Here is a 16,953-nt window from a genome sequence, read left to right as displayed (position 1 = left end):
GGCGCGAGCGGAGGGCGCGGAGGAACATGAGACGTTTGTTCTGGCTGGGCATCGGGCTGGCCGTCGGCGTGGTGGTGGTCCGCAAGGTGACCCGCACCGCACAGTCGTACACCCCGGCCGGCATCGCGAGCACGCTGTCACAATCTGCTGGCGACCTGACCGGGTCGTTGCGTAGCTTCGTGGCGGACGTCCGGGTCGGGATGGCCGAGCGCGAGCAGGAGATTCACGAGGCGTTCGCGCACGGCGAGGCGTTCGACGACAACTTCGCCGAACTGCGGGAGGACCCGCGGATCGGCGATCGAGAGATCTTTCCGGAGGAACACCAGCGATGAAGACGGCGGAGATCAAGCGGCGGTACCTCGCGCACTTCGAGGCGAACGGTCACGCCGTGGTGCCGTCCGCTCCGCTGCCCGCCATCAGCGATCCGAACTTGTTGTTCGTCAACGCCGGCATGGTGCAGTTCGTTCCGTATTTCCTGGGGCAGCAGGCTGCGCCGTATCGGCGGGCGGTGAGTGTGCAGAAGTGCATTCGTACGCCGGACATCGACGAGGTTGGTAAGACCAGTCGGCATGGCACGTTCTTCCAGATGAACGGCAACTTCTCCTTCGGTGACTATTTCAAGGCCGGGGCGATTCCGCTGGCCTGGGATCTGGTGACCAAGTCGCAGGAGCAGGGTGGCTTCGGTCTGGATCCGGAGCGGATCTGGCCGACGATCTACCTGGACGACGATGAGGCGTTCGAGATCTGGCGTTCGGTGGGGGTGCCGGCGGAGCGGATCGTGCGTCGTGGCAAGGCGGACAATTTCTGGTCGATGGGTATCCCCGGCCCGTGTGGTCCGTCTTCGGAGTTGTTCTACGACCGTGGTCCGCAGTACGGCCGGGAGGGTGGCCCGGCGGTCGACGAGGACCGCTACATGGAGTTCTGGAACCTCGTCTTCATGCAGTTCGAGCGGGGTCCGGGCGTCGGCAAGGAGGACTACCCGATCCTGGGTGAGTTGCCGGCGAAGAACATCGATACGGGCATGGGCCTGGAGCGGATGGCCTCGATCCTGCAGGGTGTCGACAACCTGTACGAGATCGACGAGGTTCGGCCGATCCTGGACCGGGCGGCGGAGCTGACCGGCAAGCGCTACGGCGCGGGCTCCAGCCACGTGGCCAGCGAGTCGCATCCGGATGATGTGCGGTTGCGGGTGATCGCGGATCACGTGCGTACCGCGTTGATGCTGATCGGCGACGGTGTGACGCCCTCGAACGAGGGGCGGGGCTACGTGCTGCGCCGGATCATGCGGCGGGCGATCCGGGCGGTGCGGCTGCTCGGCTGGCAGGAGCGGGCGCTGCCCGAGCTGCTGCCGGTGGCGCGGGACTGCATGGCGCCGTCGTATCCGGAGCTGGCGACCGATTTCGAGCGGATCGCCGACTACGCGTACGCGGAGGAGGACGCGTTCCTGTCCACGCTGCGGGCGGGTACCACGATCCTGGACACGGCGATCGCCGAGACCCGTAGCGCGGGGCGGGCGGCGCTCACCGGTGAGAAGGCGTTCCAGCTGCACGACACGTACGGTTTCCCGATCGATCTGACGTTGGAGATCGCGGCGGAGCAGGGTCTGCAGGTCGACGCGGAGGGCTTCCGCCGGCTGATGGCCGACCAGCGGGCCCGGGCGAAGGCCGACGCGCAGGCCCGCAAGACCGGGCACACCGACCTGTCGGCGTACCGGTCGGTGCTCGACGCGGAGGGGCCGGTGGAGTTCACCGGCTACAGCGAGGTGTCCCGTGAGTCCCGGGTGCGGGCGCTGCTCGGCGGGACCGGCCCGCTCGGCGCGGCGGTCGAGGGTGAGCTGGTCGAGCTGGTGCTCGACACCACCCCGTTCTACGCGGAGGGCGGCGGCCAGCAGCCGGACCACGGCCTGATCACCGTCGGTGGCGGTCAGCTCGAGGTGCTCGACGTTCAGCAGCCGGTGCCCGGCCTGATCGTGCACCGGGCGCGGGTCATCCGCGGCGAGGTGCGTCCGGGCGAGAGCGCCTACGCCGAGATCGACACGAGCCGGCGGCGGGCCATCTCCCGCTCGCACACCGCGACCCACCTCGTGCACCAGACGATGCGTAACTTCCTCGGCGAGTCGGCGACCCAGGCCGGGTCGCTGAACGCCCCGGGCCGGCTGCGGTTCGACTTCAACACCCCCACCGGGGTGTCGCCGAGCGTGCTGCGGGATGTGGAGCAGCAGGTCAACGAGGTGCTGCTGGCCGACATGGAGGTGCACGCCTTCATCACCTCGCTGGACGAGGCGCGCCGGATCGGGGCGATGGCCCTCTTCGGCGAGAAGTACGGCGAGCAGGTGCGGGTCGTCGAGGTGGGCGACTACGCCCGGGAGCTGTGCGGCGGCACGCACGTGGCCCGCTCCGCGCAGCTCGGCCTCGTGAAGATCCTCTCCGAGTCGTCGATCGGTTCGGGCGTACGCCGGGTCGAGGCTCTGGTCGGGATGGACGCGTTCAACTTCCTGGCCCGGGAGCACCTGCTGGTCTCCCGCCTCGCCGAGCTCTACCGGGTGCCGTCGGAGCAGGTCGCCGACCGGGTGGAGCAGACCGTCACGCAGCTGCGGGACGCGGAGAAGGAGCTGGAGAAGCTCCGCGCCCAACTGGTGCTGGGGGGCGCGAGCGCGCTGGCCGCGCAGGCGAAGGACGTGCACGGGGTCGCCTACGTGGGCACCGAGGCGCCGGAGGGCGCGGGCGGCAACGACGTGCGGACCCTGGCCCAGGAGATCCGCGGCAAGATCGATCCGGCTCGTCCGGCGGTGGTCGCGGTGGCGGCCCGCAGCAACGGCAAGGCGTCGCTGGTGGTCGCGGTGAACCAGGCGGCCCGCTCGCGGGGTCTGGCCGCGTCCGATCTGGTGAAGGCGGCGTTCTCGGGCCGCGGCGGCGGAAGCCCCGACCTGGCCCAGGGCGGTGGCCTGCCGGCGGCCGAGGCGCCGAACCTGTTGCTCACTGTCGAGAAGGCGATCGCCGAGGCGTGATCGGCGACCGTCGGGAACCGGGGTGGACCAGCGGGTCCATCCCGGTTCGTCGTGATCGGGGTGGTGATCGTCCGTGACCGAGTTGTCGCGGGGAGTCCGGCTCGGGGTGGACGTCGGGCAGGTACGCATCGGGGTGGCTCGTTCCGACCCGCACGGGGTGCTGGCGACCCCGCTGCTCACCGTCGCCCGCGATCGGACGGCCGCGCCGGACGCGACCCCCACCGACCTGGTGGAGCTCGCCGCGCTGGTCGCCGAGCACGAGGCGGTGGAGGTGGTGGTCGGGCTTCCGGTCGATCTCGCCGGCCGGCACGGACCGGCCGCGGTGCAGGTGAAGGCGTACGCTGACCGGCTGGCCGATGTAATAGCGCCGGTGCCGGTAACGCTCACCGACGAGAGGATGTCAACGGTCGTGGCTTCTCGTAGGCTGGCCGAGCGTGGCGTCCGAGGCAAGCGCCAACGCGCGGTGGTCGACCAGGCCGCCGCGGTGGAGATTCTGCAGAGCTGGCTGGATGCGCAGCGGAGGCGGACGTAATGATCGACGATCTCGATCTGGGCTTTGACGAGGCGGAGCGGGGGGAGAAGGGCCGACACCGGCGCAGCTTCGTCCGTAAACGCAACGGCAAGGGTGGTGGCCGGGGCAAGACAGTCCTGGCGTTGCTGCTGGCCATGGTCCTGCTGGGCGGGATCGGCGGCGGGGCGTTCTACGGTTTCGACCGGATCCAGAACTACTTCGTCACCCCCGACTACGACGGTGGCGGCAGCGGTGAGGTCCAGGTCGAGATCAAGCAGGGCGCCCTGCTCGCCGACATGGCCGACGCGCTCTTCACCGCCGGGGTGGTGAAGAGCCCGAAGGCATTCATCGAGGCGGCGGCCGACAACTCGCGCAGCAAGAACATCCAGCCCGGCTTCTACAAGCTGCGCAAGGAGATGAGCGGGGCGCACGCGGTCACCGCGATGCTCGACCTCAAGAACAAGATCGTCAACGGGATCACGATCCCGGAGGGCCGTACCGCAAAGAACATCTACAAGCTGCTCTCCGAGAAGACCAAGATCCCGGTGAAGGAGTTCGAGACCGCGGCGAAGGACCCGATCGGGCTCGGTGTGCCGGACTGGTGGTTCACGCGCAGCGACAAGAAGAAGATCACGCCGACGGTCGAGGGCTTCCTCTACCCGGACACGTACGAGATCCCGCCGAAGGCCACCGCGGAGGGCATCCTCTCGCTGATGGTGCAGAACTTCCTGACCGTCACCGGGCAGATGGAGTTCGCCGACCGGGTGCAGAGCGACCGGAAGATCGCCCCGTACGAGGCGTTGATCGTCGCGTCGCTGGCGCAGGCGGAGGCGGGCAACAAGGACGACCTGGGCAAGGTCGCCAGGGTCGCCTACAACCGGGTCTACGGCGACTTCGACTGCGGCTGCCTGGAGATGGACGTCACGGTCAACTACTACCTGGAGTCGATCGGCAAGCCGACCAAGCGGTCGGGCGACATGACCGCCGCCGAGCTCGACGACCCGAAGAACCCGTACAACCGGAAGCTGCGCGGCCTGCCGCCGAGCCCGATCAACAACCCGGGCAAGGAGGCCATGGCGGGGGCGATGAGCCCACCGCCGGGCAAGTGGTTCTATTTCGTGGCAATCGACAAGGCGGGGCACTCCGAGTTCGCGGAGACCTTCGAGCAGCACGAGCGCAACATGGAGAAGGCCCGGGAGGCCGGGATCATCTGATGACGGTGCGACGGCGGGCGGCGGTGCTCGGCAAACCGATCACGCACTCCCTCTCCCCGGTGATCCACAACGCCGGATACGCGGCGGCCGGGCTGGCCGGGTGGTCGTACACCCGGATCGAGTGCGCGGAATCCGAACTGCCGGGCCTCGTCGCCGGCCTCGGCCCCGAGTGGGCCGGGCTGTCGGTGACCATGCCCGGCAAGGAGGCGGCGCTCGCGGTGGCCGACACCGCGTCGCCGGTCGCGGTCGCGGTCGGCGCGGCGAACACGCTGGTACGCCGCCCGGACGGCGCCTGGCACGCCGACAACACCGACGTGACCGGCATGGTCGAGGTGCTCGCCGGGGCGGGCGTACGACGCGGCGCGCCGGTGACCGTGCTCGGCGCCGGCGGGACCGCGCGGGCGGCGCTCGCCGCGGCGGCCCGCCTCGACGCCCGCGAGGTGACAGTGGTGGCCCGCCGAGCGGCCGCCGTCGACGAGCTGCGTCCGGTGGCCGACGCCCTCGGCATCCCGATGGTCGGTGCGCCCTGGGTGGACGCCGCCGCGCGGCTGGACGCCGACGTGGTGCTCTCGACGGTGCCGAAGGGCGTCGCCGACCCGCTCGCCGCGACGGTCGCCTGGCGGCCACGGACCGTGTTCTTCGACGCGCTCTACGATCCGTGGCCGACCCCGCTGGCCGCCGCCGCCGCGGCGTCCGGCTGCCGTGTCGTCTCCGGGCTGGAGCTGTTGCTGGCCCAGGCGATCGGCCAGTTCGAGCAGTTCACCGGCGTGTCGGCGCCGCGCGAGGCGATGGCCGCCGCGCTCGCCGACGCCCGGCGGCAGTGAGGGCTGTCGACGGCCGGCGAGGCGCTGTTGCCTCCCTTATCCGACGGTTAAGAAGCTCTTAGGTCCCGCCGACTTGCTCACGGACTGTCGCTGTCATCGATACGCTGCACTCCGTTACCGAAGCAGACACAGGGAGTTTCCCGTGAGCAGGCACGGACTGCACCGCCTTCCCCGTAGCGGCCGTCCCCGGCGCAAGGCCCTCGCGCTCGGCGTGATCGGCGCGTCGGTGGTGACCGGCATCGTGGCGACGATGATGCCGTTGCTGGCCGCGGACGACACGTCGATCCAGGCGGTCGCCGACACCACGGCCACCCGGGTGTCGCAGGACGGCGACAACGCGGCGAAGACCACCCTCGCCACCTGCGCGACCCGCTGCGACGGCAACCCGCGCGGCGCCCGCGACGCGGTCATCCGGTTCGCGGTGACCACGCTCCCCGCGACGGCGGTCAACGTCCGGGCGACGCTGCGGGTGCACTCCTGGCGGGCGTTCGCCGCCACGGTGACCGCGCACGCCTCCCCGGTCGACGCGGCGGTGCCCCGGCCGGCGCCGGTGACCCCGGGCCCCGCAGTGGACACCGTGACCGGCGTACGACCCGGCTTCAACGAGTGGGACGTGTCCCCGCTGGTGACCGGCAACGGCACCGTCACGCTCGCGTTGGCGCAGACCGGTCTGGAGACGCGGATCTACTGGGCCTCCACCGAGAACCGCGACCCCGAGCTGCGCCCCCGCCTGATGCTCAGCTACGACCTCGGCGACCGGCCGGCGCCCAACCCGACCACCGCCGCGGCGACGCCGCCGACGCCGAGCGCGTCACCGAGCGCCTCGACGCGACCGACACCGACACCGACGGCGAGCCCGAGCCGGCCCTCGCCGCGCCCCACGCCGAGCGCCTCCACCGGTTCCGGACGCTGCGGAGAGGTGTCGCCCGAACTCGTGCCCGCCTGCGGCGCCTGGTGGGGCATGTACTCGCCGACCAGCGCCGCCGACGGCTGGGACCACGGTCGGGCGGTCGCCGAGGTGGAGGAGCAGGTCGGGCGGCAGTTCGACATCGTGCACCGCTACCACGACTTCTCCGGCACCGGCAGCAACGGCGCCTTCCCCGACCCGTACCAGCGCGAGCAGATGCGCGAGGGGCGGATGATGTTCTTCGCCTGGGAGTCGCGGATCTTCTCCAGCGGCAAGGTGCTGACCTGGGCGGACGTCTACAGCGGCCGGTACGACGCGACGATCGACGCGGTGGCCGGCCGGATCAGGGACACCGGTGTGCCGGTCTTCATGGGCTTCGACCACGAGCCGGAGGACGAGCCGGAGAAGGGCACCGACGCCGAGTTCGTCCGCGCCTGGCGGTACGTGCACGACCGGTTCGCCGCCGCCGGGGCGCAGAACGCGGTCTGGGTGTGGACGATGATGGGCTGGTCCGGGCACTACGACCGGTACGCCGGCCTCTACCCCGGCGACCGGTACGTCGACTGGGTGGCGTACGACCCGTACAACTTCCACGTCTGCAACGGCAGCAAGGTGTGGAAGAGCCCCAGCACCACCATCGGCAACTTCTACCGGTGGCTGGACGAGCACGGCATCGGCGCCGGCAAGCCGCGGATGCTCGCCGAGTTCGGTACCAACTTCGACACCGCCGACCCGGCCGCCAAGCGACGGTGGTTCGAGGAGTTCCCGGCCGCGCTGAAGGCGCACCCGAAGATCAAGGCGGCGGTCTACTTCAACTCGCCCGGCATGACGACCACCACGGCCAGCTGCAACATGACGATGAACCACGACGCCGCGGCGCTGGCCGGGTTCGCGCGGGCCGGGCAGGACGCCTACCTGCGCCAGCCCACTCCGGGAGGCCGCTGACGACCGTAGCCCCCAGCCGGCCGGTGGGGCCGGACCCGCCACCTCGCAAGTTCTGTCAGGTAACGGATCCACCGACCGCCCAATCGGCGGATGCCGTCTGCCACGGTCGGCGAGGCACGCTACGCGCGTTGTCATCCACCTTGGAGGCGCAGCGTGCCCGAGCTCCCGATTCGCCGGCAGCCCGCCGGAAGACTACGCATCTGGGCGGGGGCGGTCGCGCTGACCACCGTCGCCGCGTTGGTGGTAGTGCCGACCGCGTCCGCGGCGGCCGTCGTACCCGCCCCGGAAACCGCGACCCTCGTGGCGGCGAACCCCGCCAACAGCACCCCGCACGCCCGCGACGGCGAGACCCGCGCCTTCGCCCAGGTCGGCAACCTGGTCTACGTCGGAGGGAGCTTCACGCAGATCCGGCAGACCGCGACCGCCGCGTGGACCGCCCGGCGTTACCTCTTCGCGTACGACCGGAGCACCGGGACGATCTCCACCACCTTCCTGCCGGTGCTGGACGGCGCGGTCAACACGCTGGTCGCCGGTCCGGGCGGGACGCTCATCGTCGGCGGCGCCTTCAAGAACGTCAACGGCGTCTCGCGCAAGAACCTGGTGGCCCTCGACCCGAGCACCGGCGAGATCCTCGACAGCTGGGTCGGCCGCTCCGACGGCGGCAACGTCCGGGACCTGGCGTTGCACGGCAACCAGCTCTACGTGGCCGGCGCCTTCAACTGGTTGAACGGCACGGCGCACACGGGTCTCGCCCGGCTGAACGCCAGCACCGGCGCGATCGATCCGAGCTTCACCGTCGACGCCACCACCGGCCGGCACGGCACCTCGCCGTACGTCTGGACGATCGACGTCTCACTCGACGGCGCGACGCTGGTCGTCGGCGGCAACTTCCTCTACCTCGACGGGCTGCCCCGTAATCAGATCGGCCTCGTCGCCCTGACCGGCACGCCGAGCGTGATCGACTGGAGCACGGAGAAGTTCGTGCCGCCGTGCGCCGCTCCCGAGACGTTCGTGCACTACGTGCAGGACGTCAAGTTCGGCGGCGACGGCAGCTGGTTCGTGGTCGGCAGCAACGGAGGTGGTGGCTGGCCGGCCGCGTACTGCGACGCGCTGGTCCGGTTCGAGACCGCCGCCCGCGGCACCGGCCAGCTCGCCACCTGGGTCGACTTCACCGGCAACGACACCATCACCTCGGTCGAGGTCGCCGACAACGTCATCTACCTCGGCGGACACTTCCGCTGGCTGAACAACCCGAACCGCAGCGACGCCGCCGGGGCCGGGGCGATCGACCGGCTCGGCATCGCCGCGGTCACCCCGGCCACCGGGTTGCCGGTGAACTGGAACCCGCGGCGCAGCGGCGGCTCGGCGCTGCCCTCCGGCGCCTCCTCCTGGGGCTCTGCCGTGCCGGTGCTCTGGCGCGGCTCCGACGGGCTCTACTTCGGGCACAACTCCGACGGCATGGGTGAGGAGTACCACGGCCGGCTCGGCATGTTCCCGCTCTCCGGCGGGCGCACCATCACCCCGAAGAACGCGCCCACCGAGACCACCGGCAACCTCTACGTCGGCACCGGGTCGGCGACGCTGGCGAAGGTGCCGTTCGACAGCGCCGGGCTCGGCACGCCCGCGACGGTCAGCCAGCCGAACTACGTCGGCGCGGGCGCGACCTGGCGGGTCGCCGACCGGATCTACTGGTCGCGTGCGGTCGCCGGAAGCCCCACCGGCAGCCGGATCGACATCTCGCTCTTCAACGGCGGTGCGATCGGCGCGCCGTGGGAGGCCTCCGGCTACAACGACTGGTTCAACCCGGCGGCGATGACGGGCGCGTTCTACCTGGACGGTCGGCTCTACTACACGCGTACCGGCGCCAACGCCCTCTACTACCGCTACTTCGAGATCGACGGCAACTACCTCGGTGCCACCGAGTTCACCCTGCCCACCACGGGGATCACCTGGTCCACGGTGCGCGGGATGGCCCGGGTCGGCGACCGGATCGTCTACGGCGCCACCGACGGGACGCTGCGCGGCGTGCCGTTCGACCCGACTGTCGCGCCGGCGGTGGACGGCACGGCGGTCACGGTGATCGCCCCGGCGGCGCCGGGACTCAGCTGGTCCACACCGTCGACATTCTTCTCCGTGCAGTGAGGATCAACCGTTCGTGACCAAACATCGATAGATTGTTCACTCCGGGCCGGCGGCGGGCGACCGTCGCCGGCTCCGCGGACGTGGGGAGGGGTCGTTGGTCGGCGCCGGTGGCTTGCGTGGTGGACGCCTCGTGCGCGCGGTGTTCGCGGTCAAACGTTCCTGGTACCGGCTCCGCTACCGGCGGCTCACCCTCGGCCGGGACGTCGAGATCCGAGGTCGGATCCGCCTGCGCCGTGGTGTGCGGGTGAGCATCGGCGACCGGACCCGGGTGAACAAGCTGGTCCGCTTCGCCGGTCCCGGCGAGGTCCGGGTGGGGTCCGACTGTCTGCTGAACGCCACCTGGATCGGCACCTGGACCTCGGTGACCGTCGGCGACCGCTGCCTGCTGTCCGACTGCGAGCTGCTGGACAACGACTTCCACAACCTGCCGCCGGCGCAGCGGCACGCCCCGCCCACGCCGGCCACCCGGGCGCCCATCGTCGTCGAGGACAACGTCTGGATCGGGGCGCACGCGTTGGTGCTCAAGGGAGTACGGGTCGGCCGCGATTCGGTGGTCGGCGCTGCGACGGTGGTGCGTGGTGACGTACCGCCCGGCGTCGTGGTGGTCGGCGATCCCCAACAGACGGTGAAGAAGTTCAATGACTGATACCACCTCCGGTTCCTGGCCCGCCGGCGGAACGCCCGGCGACGGGTCGGCGCGAACCGTCACGCTGACCGACCTGCTCCGCGTACCGCTGCACCGGGCACGACTGGTCGCGGGCGCGGCGGCGCTCGGCCTGCTCGCCGCGCTCGGCTACCTGATGCTGGTGCCGCCGCAGGTGACCGCGAGCGCGGTGGTGGCGGTACGGCCGGTGGTCACCGACGCGTTCACCCCCAGCGGCGCGGCCGCCGACCGCGCGGTGAACATGAACGTGGAGAGCGGCATCGCCACCGGCACCGAGGTGGTGCAGCGGCTCGCCGACTCGGTCGGCGGCGATCCTCGTGACATCCGCGCCGCGCTCGAGGTGGAGGTCCCCACCGGTGGGCAGATCCTCCGCTTCGTCTACCAGGCGCCCGACGCCGACCGCGCCGTGCAGGCCGTCAACCTCGCCGCCCAGGCCTACCTGGACGTGCGGCGCGCCATGTACGAGAAGCAACGCGCCGAGATGCTGCGCTCCTACGACGAGAGCATCGCCAAGGTGGTCGCCCAGCAGGGCGCGGTGCAGCGGCGGGCCAACAGCGCCCGGGGCACCGCTGCCGCGGACCTCGCGGTGGCCGAGCTCGCCGGGATCAACAACCAGCTGACCCAGCTCAACGCCGCGCGCACCGAGATCGCCGCCGTCGACGTGAATCCCGGCTGGGTCACCCAGACGGCCGAGCGGGCGCTGGCCTCCTCCGCCGGGCACCGGCCGCTCTTCGTGATCGCCGGCCTGCTCGGCGGAGCCCTCCTCGGGGTGGTGCTGGCGTACGCCTGGGAGTCGGTGGACCGGCGGGTCCGGTCGGTGCGGGACGCCCGGGACGCCACCGGCCTGCCGATGCTGGGTACGGTGCGGCGGCAGCGCTTCCGTGGCCGGCGGCGCGCGGTCGACGCCGACGTGCGGTACGTGGCGATGGCGATCGCCGAGCGGGTCCGCCAGCCCGCCCGGGTCGCCCTGCTCGCCGCCCGGGAGGACCCGACCGCGCTCACCGCCAGCCTGGCCGTGGCGTTGTCCGCCGAGGGGCGGGAGGTCTACGTCGCCGACGACCACGGGCGGGTCGAGCGGTTGCGCGACGCCGTGCTCGCCGACCGGGGGCGGCTGCCGGCGGTCGCCGACGCGGCCCGGTCGATCGTGCCGAAGCCCCGGGCGGCCGGTACGCCGGTGGTGACCGGCCCGGCGGCGGAGTCCGGCGCGGCCCGGCGGCCGTCGCCGCACCCGCCCGCGGCCCGCCCGTCGACCGACCCGGACGCCACCCTCACGCTGCCCCGGGTGGGGTCCGCGCCGGCCGCCCGCAACGGTCGGCTGATCGGCGCGGACGAGGTGACGGTGGGCATCGGCAGCGTCCGGTTCGGCAGCTGGCACCAGGGCGCCGACCACGGCCTGGTGCTCTACAACGCCCCACCGGCCGAGTCGGACGAACGCGGGGTGGCGATCGCCCGGCAGGGCACCGCCGTGGTGGTGGTGGAGCGGGACCGGACCCGGCAGGGCGACCTGCGCCGCCTCGTCGAGCGGCTGCGGGCCGCCGGTGTCAGCCCGCTCGGGTTCGTGCTCACCCGCAGCGGCTGGGGCTGAGACGTGGCCACCCGCGCCCCGGCGACCAGCGAACCGGGCGGGGAGGCGTCGCGCCCGATCGGATCGCTCGACCCGTCGCCGCCGCGCCCGGCCCCGCTGCTGCCGCTCTGGCCGCTGGCGATGATGTTCGGGCTGGTGCCGCTCTGGTGGCTGACAGGGTTCTTCTACCTCGGCTGGCCGCTCTTCGGCGCGCTGCTGCTCGCGCTCCTGCTGACCCGGGGAAGGGTGCCGCTGCCCCCGGCGTCGGGCAGCTGGCTGCTCTTCCTCGCCCTCGTCGCGGCGAGCGCCACCCAGCTCCAGTCGGCCGGGTCGGTGCTCACCTTCGGCCTGCGGCTCGCGTTCTACGTCACCGCGCTGGTCGTCGGGGTGTACGTCTACGCCGCCGCCCGGGAACGGGCCGACCTGGTGCGCGTACTCACCCCGTTGACCGCGTTCTGGTTCGCCCTCGTCGTGCTGGGTTGGCTCGCGGTGCTGGCGCCACGGCTGGCGATGACCACCCCGGTGGAGGTGCTGCTCCCCGGTGGTGTCGCGAACACACCGTTCATCCAGGACATGGTGCACCTGAACACGGCGGAGTACAGCGCGCGTTCGCTCAACCCGATCTACCGGCCGGCGGCGCCGTTCGCGTACACGAACAACTACGGCAGCGCGTACGCGATGACGCTGCCCTGCGTGGTCGCCTTCACCATGCTGCGCCGGCGCGGCCTGCTGCGGGTGGCGCTGCTCGTCTCGCTGCCGTTGTCGCTGCCGCCGGCGTTCCTCACTCTGAACCGGGCGATGTTCCTCAGCCTCGGCGTCGGCCTGGCCGTGCTCGGCGTCCGGGCCAGCCTCCGCGGCAACGTCCGGGTCGCCGCGTCGCTCGTCGGCGTGGTGGTGATCGGCGCGATCGCCGCGCTCTTCATTCCGATCGCCGACCTGATCAACCGGAGGGTCGAGTCGAGTGACACCAACGCGGACCGGCTCTCCCTCTACCTGGAGGTGCTGCGTCGGGTACGGGATTCCCCCTGGCTCGGCTACGGCGCCCCGGTCAACGTGGACACCGTCTCGGCGGACGCCCCGATCGGCACGCAGGGGCAGTTCTGGATGGTGCTGTTCAGCCACGGCGTGCCCGCGCTGCTCTGCTTCCTGGCCTGGTTCGTCACCGCGGCGCTGATCTGCGGCCGGGCCACGTCGGCGGCCGGCCAGTGGCTGGCCGTGGTGCCGGTGGTCTGCCTCGTGCAGATCCCGTTCTACGGCATGGCCAACCAGAACCTCGCGGTCGCCTTCTTCGCGGTCGCGTTCGCCATGGCGCTGAGCGTGCGGGAGCGACCGCGCGGTCCGGCGCGCCCCGTCGCGCGTCTTGCGGCGGTGCCCGCGTGACGGCCGTCGACACCGGTCGGGAGCCCACCCCCGGCGGTGGAGCCGACAGCGAGGCGGAGGCGCGGCGTAGCGCCCGCAGCGGCGCGGCCGGGCTGATCGGCGCGGCGACCAGCGGACTCTTCGGCTTCGTGCTCGCCGTGGTGATCACCCGCGGCTACGGCACCGTCGGCTCGGGCGCGTTCTTCGCCGCGATCGGGGTGGTCACCGTCGCCACCGCCGTCTGCACGCTGGGCGCGGAGACCGGGCTGATGTGGGCGCTGCCCCGGCGGCGGACCGGCACGCGCGGGGACGCCGCCCGGGTGCTGCCGGTCGCGCTGATTCCGCCGTTGGTCGTCGCGCTTGTGGTGGCCGTCGTCGGGGTGCTGAGCGCCGGAGCGTTGGCGCCCCGGTTGCTGGGCGGCTCCGGGGCCGAGGGCACTCCGCTGCTGGCGCTCGCCTTCGTGGCGGTGCCGGTGGTGGTCGGGACGACCCTGCTGCTCGCGGCGCTGCGCTGCGTACGCCCCATCCGCGCGTACGTCGGCGTGCAGTTCCTGCTGCTGCCGGTCGCCCGGCCGGTGCTGGTCGGCGCGGCGGCCCTGGCCGGTGGTGGCCTCGTCATCGGCGTGGGCGGCTGGCTGGTGCCGGCCGCCATCGCCCTGCTGGTCTGCCTCGCGCTCGTCGCCGGCCCCCTCGGCCTCGGGCGCGGGGCGACGCTGCGGCCGCAGCGGGCGGACTGGACGTGGTTCTGGGGCTTCGCGCTGCCCCGGGCGGCCTCGGCGGCGATCGACGCGGGCAGCATGTGGGTCGGGGTGCTGCTCACCTCGGTGCTCGCCGGGCAGGCCGACGCGGGTGTCTTCGGGGCGGTCGGCCGTTACATCCTCGCCGGGCAGTTGGCCATGCAGGGCCTGCGGGTGGCGGTGTCGCCGCAGCTGTCGCGGCTGCTCGGCCGCGGTGAGCGGGCCGCTGCGGCGGCGGTGCACCGGCGGCTCACCACCTGGGCGCTGGTGCTCTCCTGGCCGGTCTACCTGCTGCTGGCCGTCTTCGGGCCGGCCTTCCTGCAGCTCTTCGGCCCCGAGTTCGCCGCCGGCGCGCCCGCGATGACCGTGCTCGCCCTCGCCATGCTGATCAATACCGGGGTGGGCAACGTGCAGAGCCTGCTGCTGATGGGTGGACGCAGCGGCCTGCACCTGAGCGCCGCGCTCGCCGGCCTGCTCGTCACCGTCTCGCTGGGACTGTGGCTCATCCCGGCGTACGGCGCCACCGGGGCCGCGCTGGCCTGGGCGGCGGGGATCGCCACCGAGAACCTCGCGGCGGCCGGGTTCGCCCGGGCCGTCGTCGGCCGGCGGCTGGTCGACGCGGGGCTGCTGCGGGCGGCGGTCGGCACGCTCGCCGGGGTGGGCGCGGCCGGGCTGGTCGGCGTGCTCGCCGCCGGGCGGGGCATCCCCGGACTGGCGGTGGCGCTGGCCGTGCTGGTGGCCGGCTGCGTCGGCATGTTGACGATGCCCCGGGTGCGACGGCGTCTCCGGGCGACCATGGGACAGATCCGCGGGCGGGAGGGGGCGTCGGACGACGCCGGCCCCGCTGCGGCGACGAAGGGCAGGTGAGGTAACTCGTGCCGTCCATCCGTGACCGGGTCAAGCAGCTCGTGCCGACCCAGGTGACCAACCGGGTGAAGGAGTCCCTGGTCGACTACGGGGTGCGGACCAGCGACCGGCGTCCGCTACCGGACTTCCTGATCATCGGCACGAAGCGGGGTGGCACCACCTCGCTCTGGAACTACCTCATCCAGCACCCGCTGGTGCCGCGTCTCTTCCCGGCGTGGAACACGAAGGCGTCGCACTACTTCGAGGAGAACTGGCGCCGGGGTGAGCCCTGGTACCGGTCGCACTTTCCGACGCAGCGGCAGCGGGAGGCGCTGGCGAGCCGGCACGGTGGGCCGGTGCGGGTCGGCGAGGCCGCGCCGCTGTACATGTTCCACCCGCTGGCCGCGCAGCGCGTGGCCGCGCTCATGCCGTCGGTCCGGCTCATCGTCCTGCTGCGCGATCCGGTCGAGCGGGCGTACTCGCACTGGAAGGAGCGGCGCACCCACGGCATCGAGCCGCTGGACTTCGCCGACGCCCTCGCCGCCGAGGACGAGCGCACCGCGGGGGAGCGGGAACGGCTGGTCGCCGAGCCGGAACACCACAGCGAGCGGTACGACTGGTACACCTACCGGGCCCGGGGGCGCTACCTGGAGCACCTGGAGCCGTGGCTGGCCCGGTTCGACCCGGAGCAGTTCCTCTTCCTGCCCAGCGAGAACCTCTACCGGGACGCCCGAGCGACCTACCGCCGAACGCTCGACTTCCTCGGCCTGCCCCACCACGACCTGCCGGAGTTCAAGGTCTACAACGACCGGCGCTCCGCCCCACTGGACCCGGGCGTACGGGAGGAGCTGACGGCGTACTACCAGCCGCACAACGACGCGCTGCGGCGACGGCTCGACCTGGACCTCGACTGGCCGGACCGGGCCGCGTGACGAGCGCCGTCGGCACCTCCCGCGATCCCCGGTCCCGTGGCGACGGTCTCGGCTGGGTGACCCGTGCCGTCTTCGGCGACGAGCGGGTCACGCTGACCGTCGGCGCCGCCCCGCCGGCCGGTCACCGGGTGGCGGCCCGGTACGCGGTCGTCCCGTCGGTGTCCCGGGCCCGGTTCCTGCTGCCCCTCGGGGCGCCCCGGGCCACCGCGGCGGCGCTGCTGGCGTACAACGCGCTGCGGCCGCCCCGGGTACGCGCCGTACGGGCCGCGCTCGGCGGGCTGTCCCGGGTCGGCGCGGCGGGCCCGGCCTTCCCCACCCTCACCGTGTCGGTGCCGGGCGGCGTCACCCCGGCGGAGCTGCTGCTGGCCGAACGGCTCGGCGAGACGCTGGCCGCCGGTCCGCTGCACGCCGGCTGCGGGGTGCGCCCGCCGGACCCGAACCACAAGCCCACGCTGGCGCTCTTCACCGGGGACGGTCGCCCCCGGGGGTACGCGAAGATCGGCTGGAACGGCGCGACCCGGGCCCTGGTCACCGCCGAGGCCGCCGCGCTGCGTGAGCTGGCCGAGCTGACCGGGGTGCCGGACCATCCGGCCACGCCCCGGCTGCTCGCCCAGGTCGAGTGGGCCGGGCAGGTCGTCGCGGTGGTCGAGCCGCTGCCACCCCGGGTACGCGCGGTGCCGCTCACCGAGCCGCCCCAGATCGCCGCGCTGCTCGCGGTGGCCCGTCGGGGCCGTCCCGCGTCGCCGCCCCGGCCGTTGGCGGGTTCGTCCTTCCTCGACCGGCTCACCGCCGAGGCGGCCCGGGCGGGCGCCGCCGACGCGTCCGGGCGGCGCGCGGTCGCCGCCGTGGCGGCCCTGGCCCGGCGGCACGGCGGCACGGCGCTCGAGTTCGGGCACTGGCACGGTGACTGGGTGCCGTGGAACCTCGGCCGGCACGCCGGTGAGCTGGTCGCCTGGGACTGGGAGCACAGCGCGCCCGACGTGCCGCTCGGGTTCGACCTGGCGCACGACGCGTTCCAGCGGGCCGTGGTGCTGCGGGACGAGCCGGCCGCGGCCGCCGCCGGGGCGGTCGACACCCGACTCGCCCGCTACGGCGACCAGCTCGGGCTCGATCCCGCGCGGCGCCAGGCGGTGGCCGACGCGTACCTGGTGGAGATGTGGCTGCGGACCTTCCGGTTGGCCGATGCCGGGGCGGGCTGGAACGCCGCCCTGCATCCCGCCCTGCTGGACGTCATCGAGAAACGACATAACGTCTGATCCTGGCGGTTCGCCGCGCCGAGGGGCGTTGACCGTTGGCGTAGC

At 72.7% G+C, this 16,953-nt stretch carries 13 protein-coding genes; all 13 read left to right on the top strand.

The features are described 5' to 3' along the window. Positions 1–26: 26 nt before the first annotated feature. A complete protein-coding gene (locus tag D7044_RS03395) occupies positions 27–332 on the top strand; it encodes a hypothetical protein (protein WP_120683919.1) in 306 nt (101 codons plus the stop codon). Beyond that, on the top strand, positions 329–3,007 hold the full coding sequence (alaS, locus tag D7044_RS03390) for an alanine--tRNA ligase (protein ID WP_120687949.1): 2,679 nt from the start codon (positions 329–331) through the stop codon (positions 3,005–3,007). Before D7044_RS03395 ends, alaS begins: the two co-directional genes overlap by 4 nt. Positions 3,008–3,080: 73 nt before the next feature. Beyond that, positions 3,081–3,539, top strand: a complete 459-nt coding sequence (gene ruvX / locus D7044_RS03385; protein ID WP_120683915.1) for a Holliday junction resolvase RuvX — start codon at positions 3,081–3,083, stop codon at positions 3,537–3,539. After that, on the top strand, positions 3,539–4,732 hold the full coding sequence (gene mltG, locus D7044_RS03380) for an endolytic transglycosylase MltG (RefSeq protein WP_120687948.1): 1,194 nt from the start codon (positions 3,539–3,541) through the stop codon (positions 4,730–4,732). Before ruvX ends, mltG begins: the two co-directional genes overlap by 1 nt. Next, positions 4,732–5,556 carry a shikimate dehydrogenase gene (locus tag D7044_RS03375; RefSeq protein WP_120687947.1) on the top strand — a complete coding sequence of 275 codons (825 nt, stop codon included), beginning with the start codon at positions 4,732–4,734 and terminating at the stop codon, positions 5,554–5,556. Before mltG ends, D7044_RS03375 begins: the two co-directional genes overlap by 1 nt. 142 nt (positions 5,557–5,698) lie before the next feature. Next, positions 5,699–7,408: a glycosyl hydrolase gene (locus tag D7044_RS03370; RefSeq protein WP_120687946.1), complete on the top strand. Its 1,710-nt coding sequence runs from the start codon at positions 5,699–5,701 to the stop codon at positions 7,406–7,408. A 198-nt stretch (positions 7,409–7,606) separates the two neighbouring features. After that, on the top strand, positions 7,607–9,550 hold the full coding sequence (locus tag D7044_RS03365; RefSeq protein ID WP_233564880.1) for a delta-60 repeat domain-containing protein: 1,944 nt from the start codon (positions 7,607–7,609) through the stop codon (positions 9,548–9,550). 130 nt (positions 9,551–9,680) lie between these two features. Beyond that, positions 9,681–10,196, top strand: a complete 516-nt coding sequence (locus tag D7044_RS03360) for an acyltransferase (RefSeq protein ID WP_411710962.1) — start codon at positions 9,681–9,683, stop codon at positions 10,194–10,196. Then, positions 10,189–11,799, top strand: coding sequence for a lipopolysaccharide biosynthesis protein (locus tag D7044_RS03355; protein WP_120687943.1), 1,611 nt, complete (start codon positions 10,189–10,191; stop codon positions 11,797–11,799). The genes D7044_RS03360 and D7044_RS03355 overlap by 8 nt, the downstream gene beginning before the upstream one ends. A gap of 120 nt (positions 11,800–11,919) precedes the next feature. Further along, complete coding sequence (locus D7044_RS03350; protein WP_120688211.1) at positions 11,920–13,158, top strand: O-antigen ligase family protein; 1,239 nt, start codon at positions 11,920–11,922, stop codon at positions 13,156–13,158. Next, entirely contained in the window at positions 13,155–14,741 is a 1,587-nt protein-coding gene (locus tag D7044_RS03345) for a lipopolysaccharide biosynthesis protein (RefSeq protein WP_120687942.1), read from the top strand. The genes D7044_RS03350 and D7044_RS03345 overlap by 4 nt, the downstream gene beginning before the upstream one ends. An 8-nt stretch (positions 14,742–14,749) precedes the next feature. Continuing rightward, positions 14,750–15,652: a sulfotransferase family protein gene (locus D7044_RS03340; protein WP_120687941.1), complete on the top strand. Its 903-nt coding sequence runs from the start codon at positions 14,750–14,752 to the stop codon at positions 15,650–15,652. Beyond that, on the top strand, positions 15,649–16,908 hold the full coding sequence (locus D7044_RS03335; protein ID WP_120687940.1) for a hypothetical protein: 1,260 nt from the start codon (positions 15,649–15,651) through the stop codon (positions 16,906–16,908). The genes D7044_RS03340 and D7044_RS03335 overlap by 4 nt, the downstream gene beginning before the upstream one ends. Positions 16,909–16,953: the final 45 nt, after the last annotated feature.

Origin of the sequence: Micromonospora musae, from assembly GCF_003626635.1 — a bacterium.
GTDB lineage: Bacteria > Actinomycetota > Actinomycetes > Mycobacteriales > Micromonosporaceae > Micromonospora > Micromonospora musae.
Note: the sequence above shows the minus strand (reverse complement) of the source record. Positions and strands in the feature narration are given on the sequence as shown.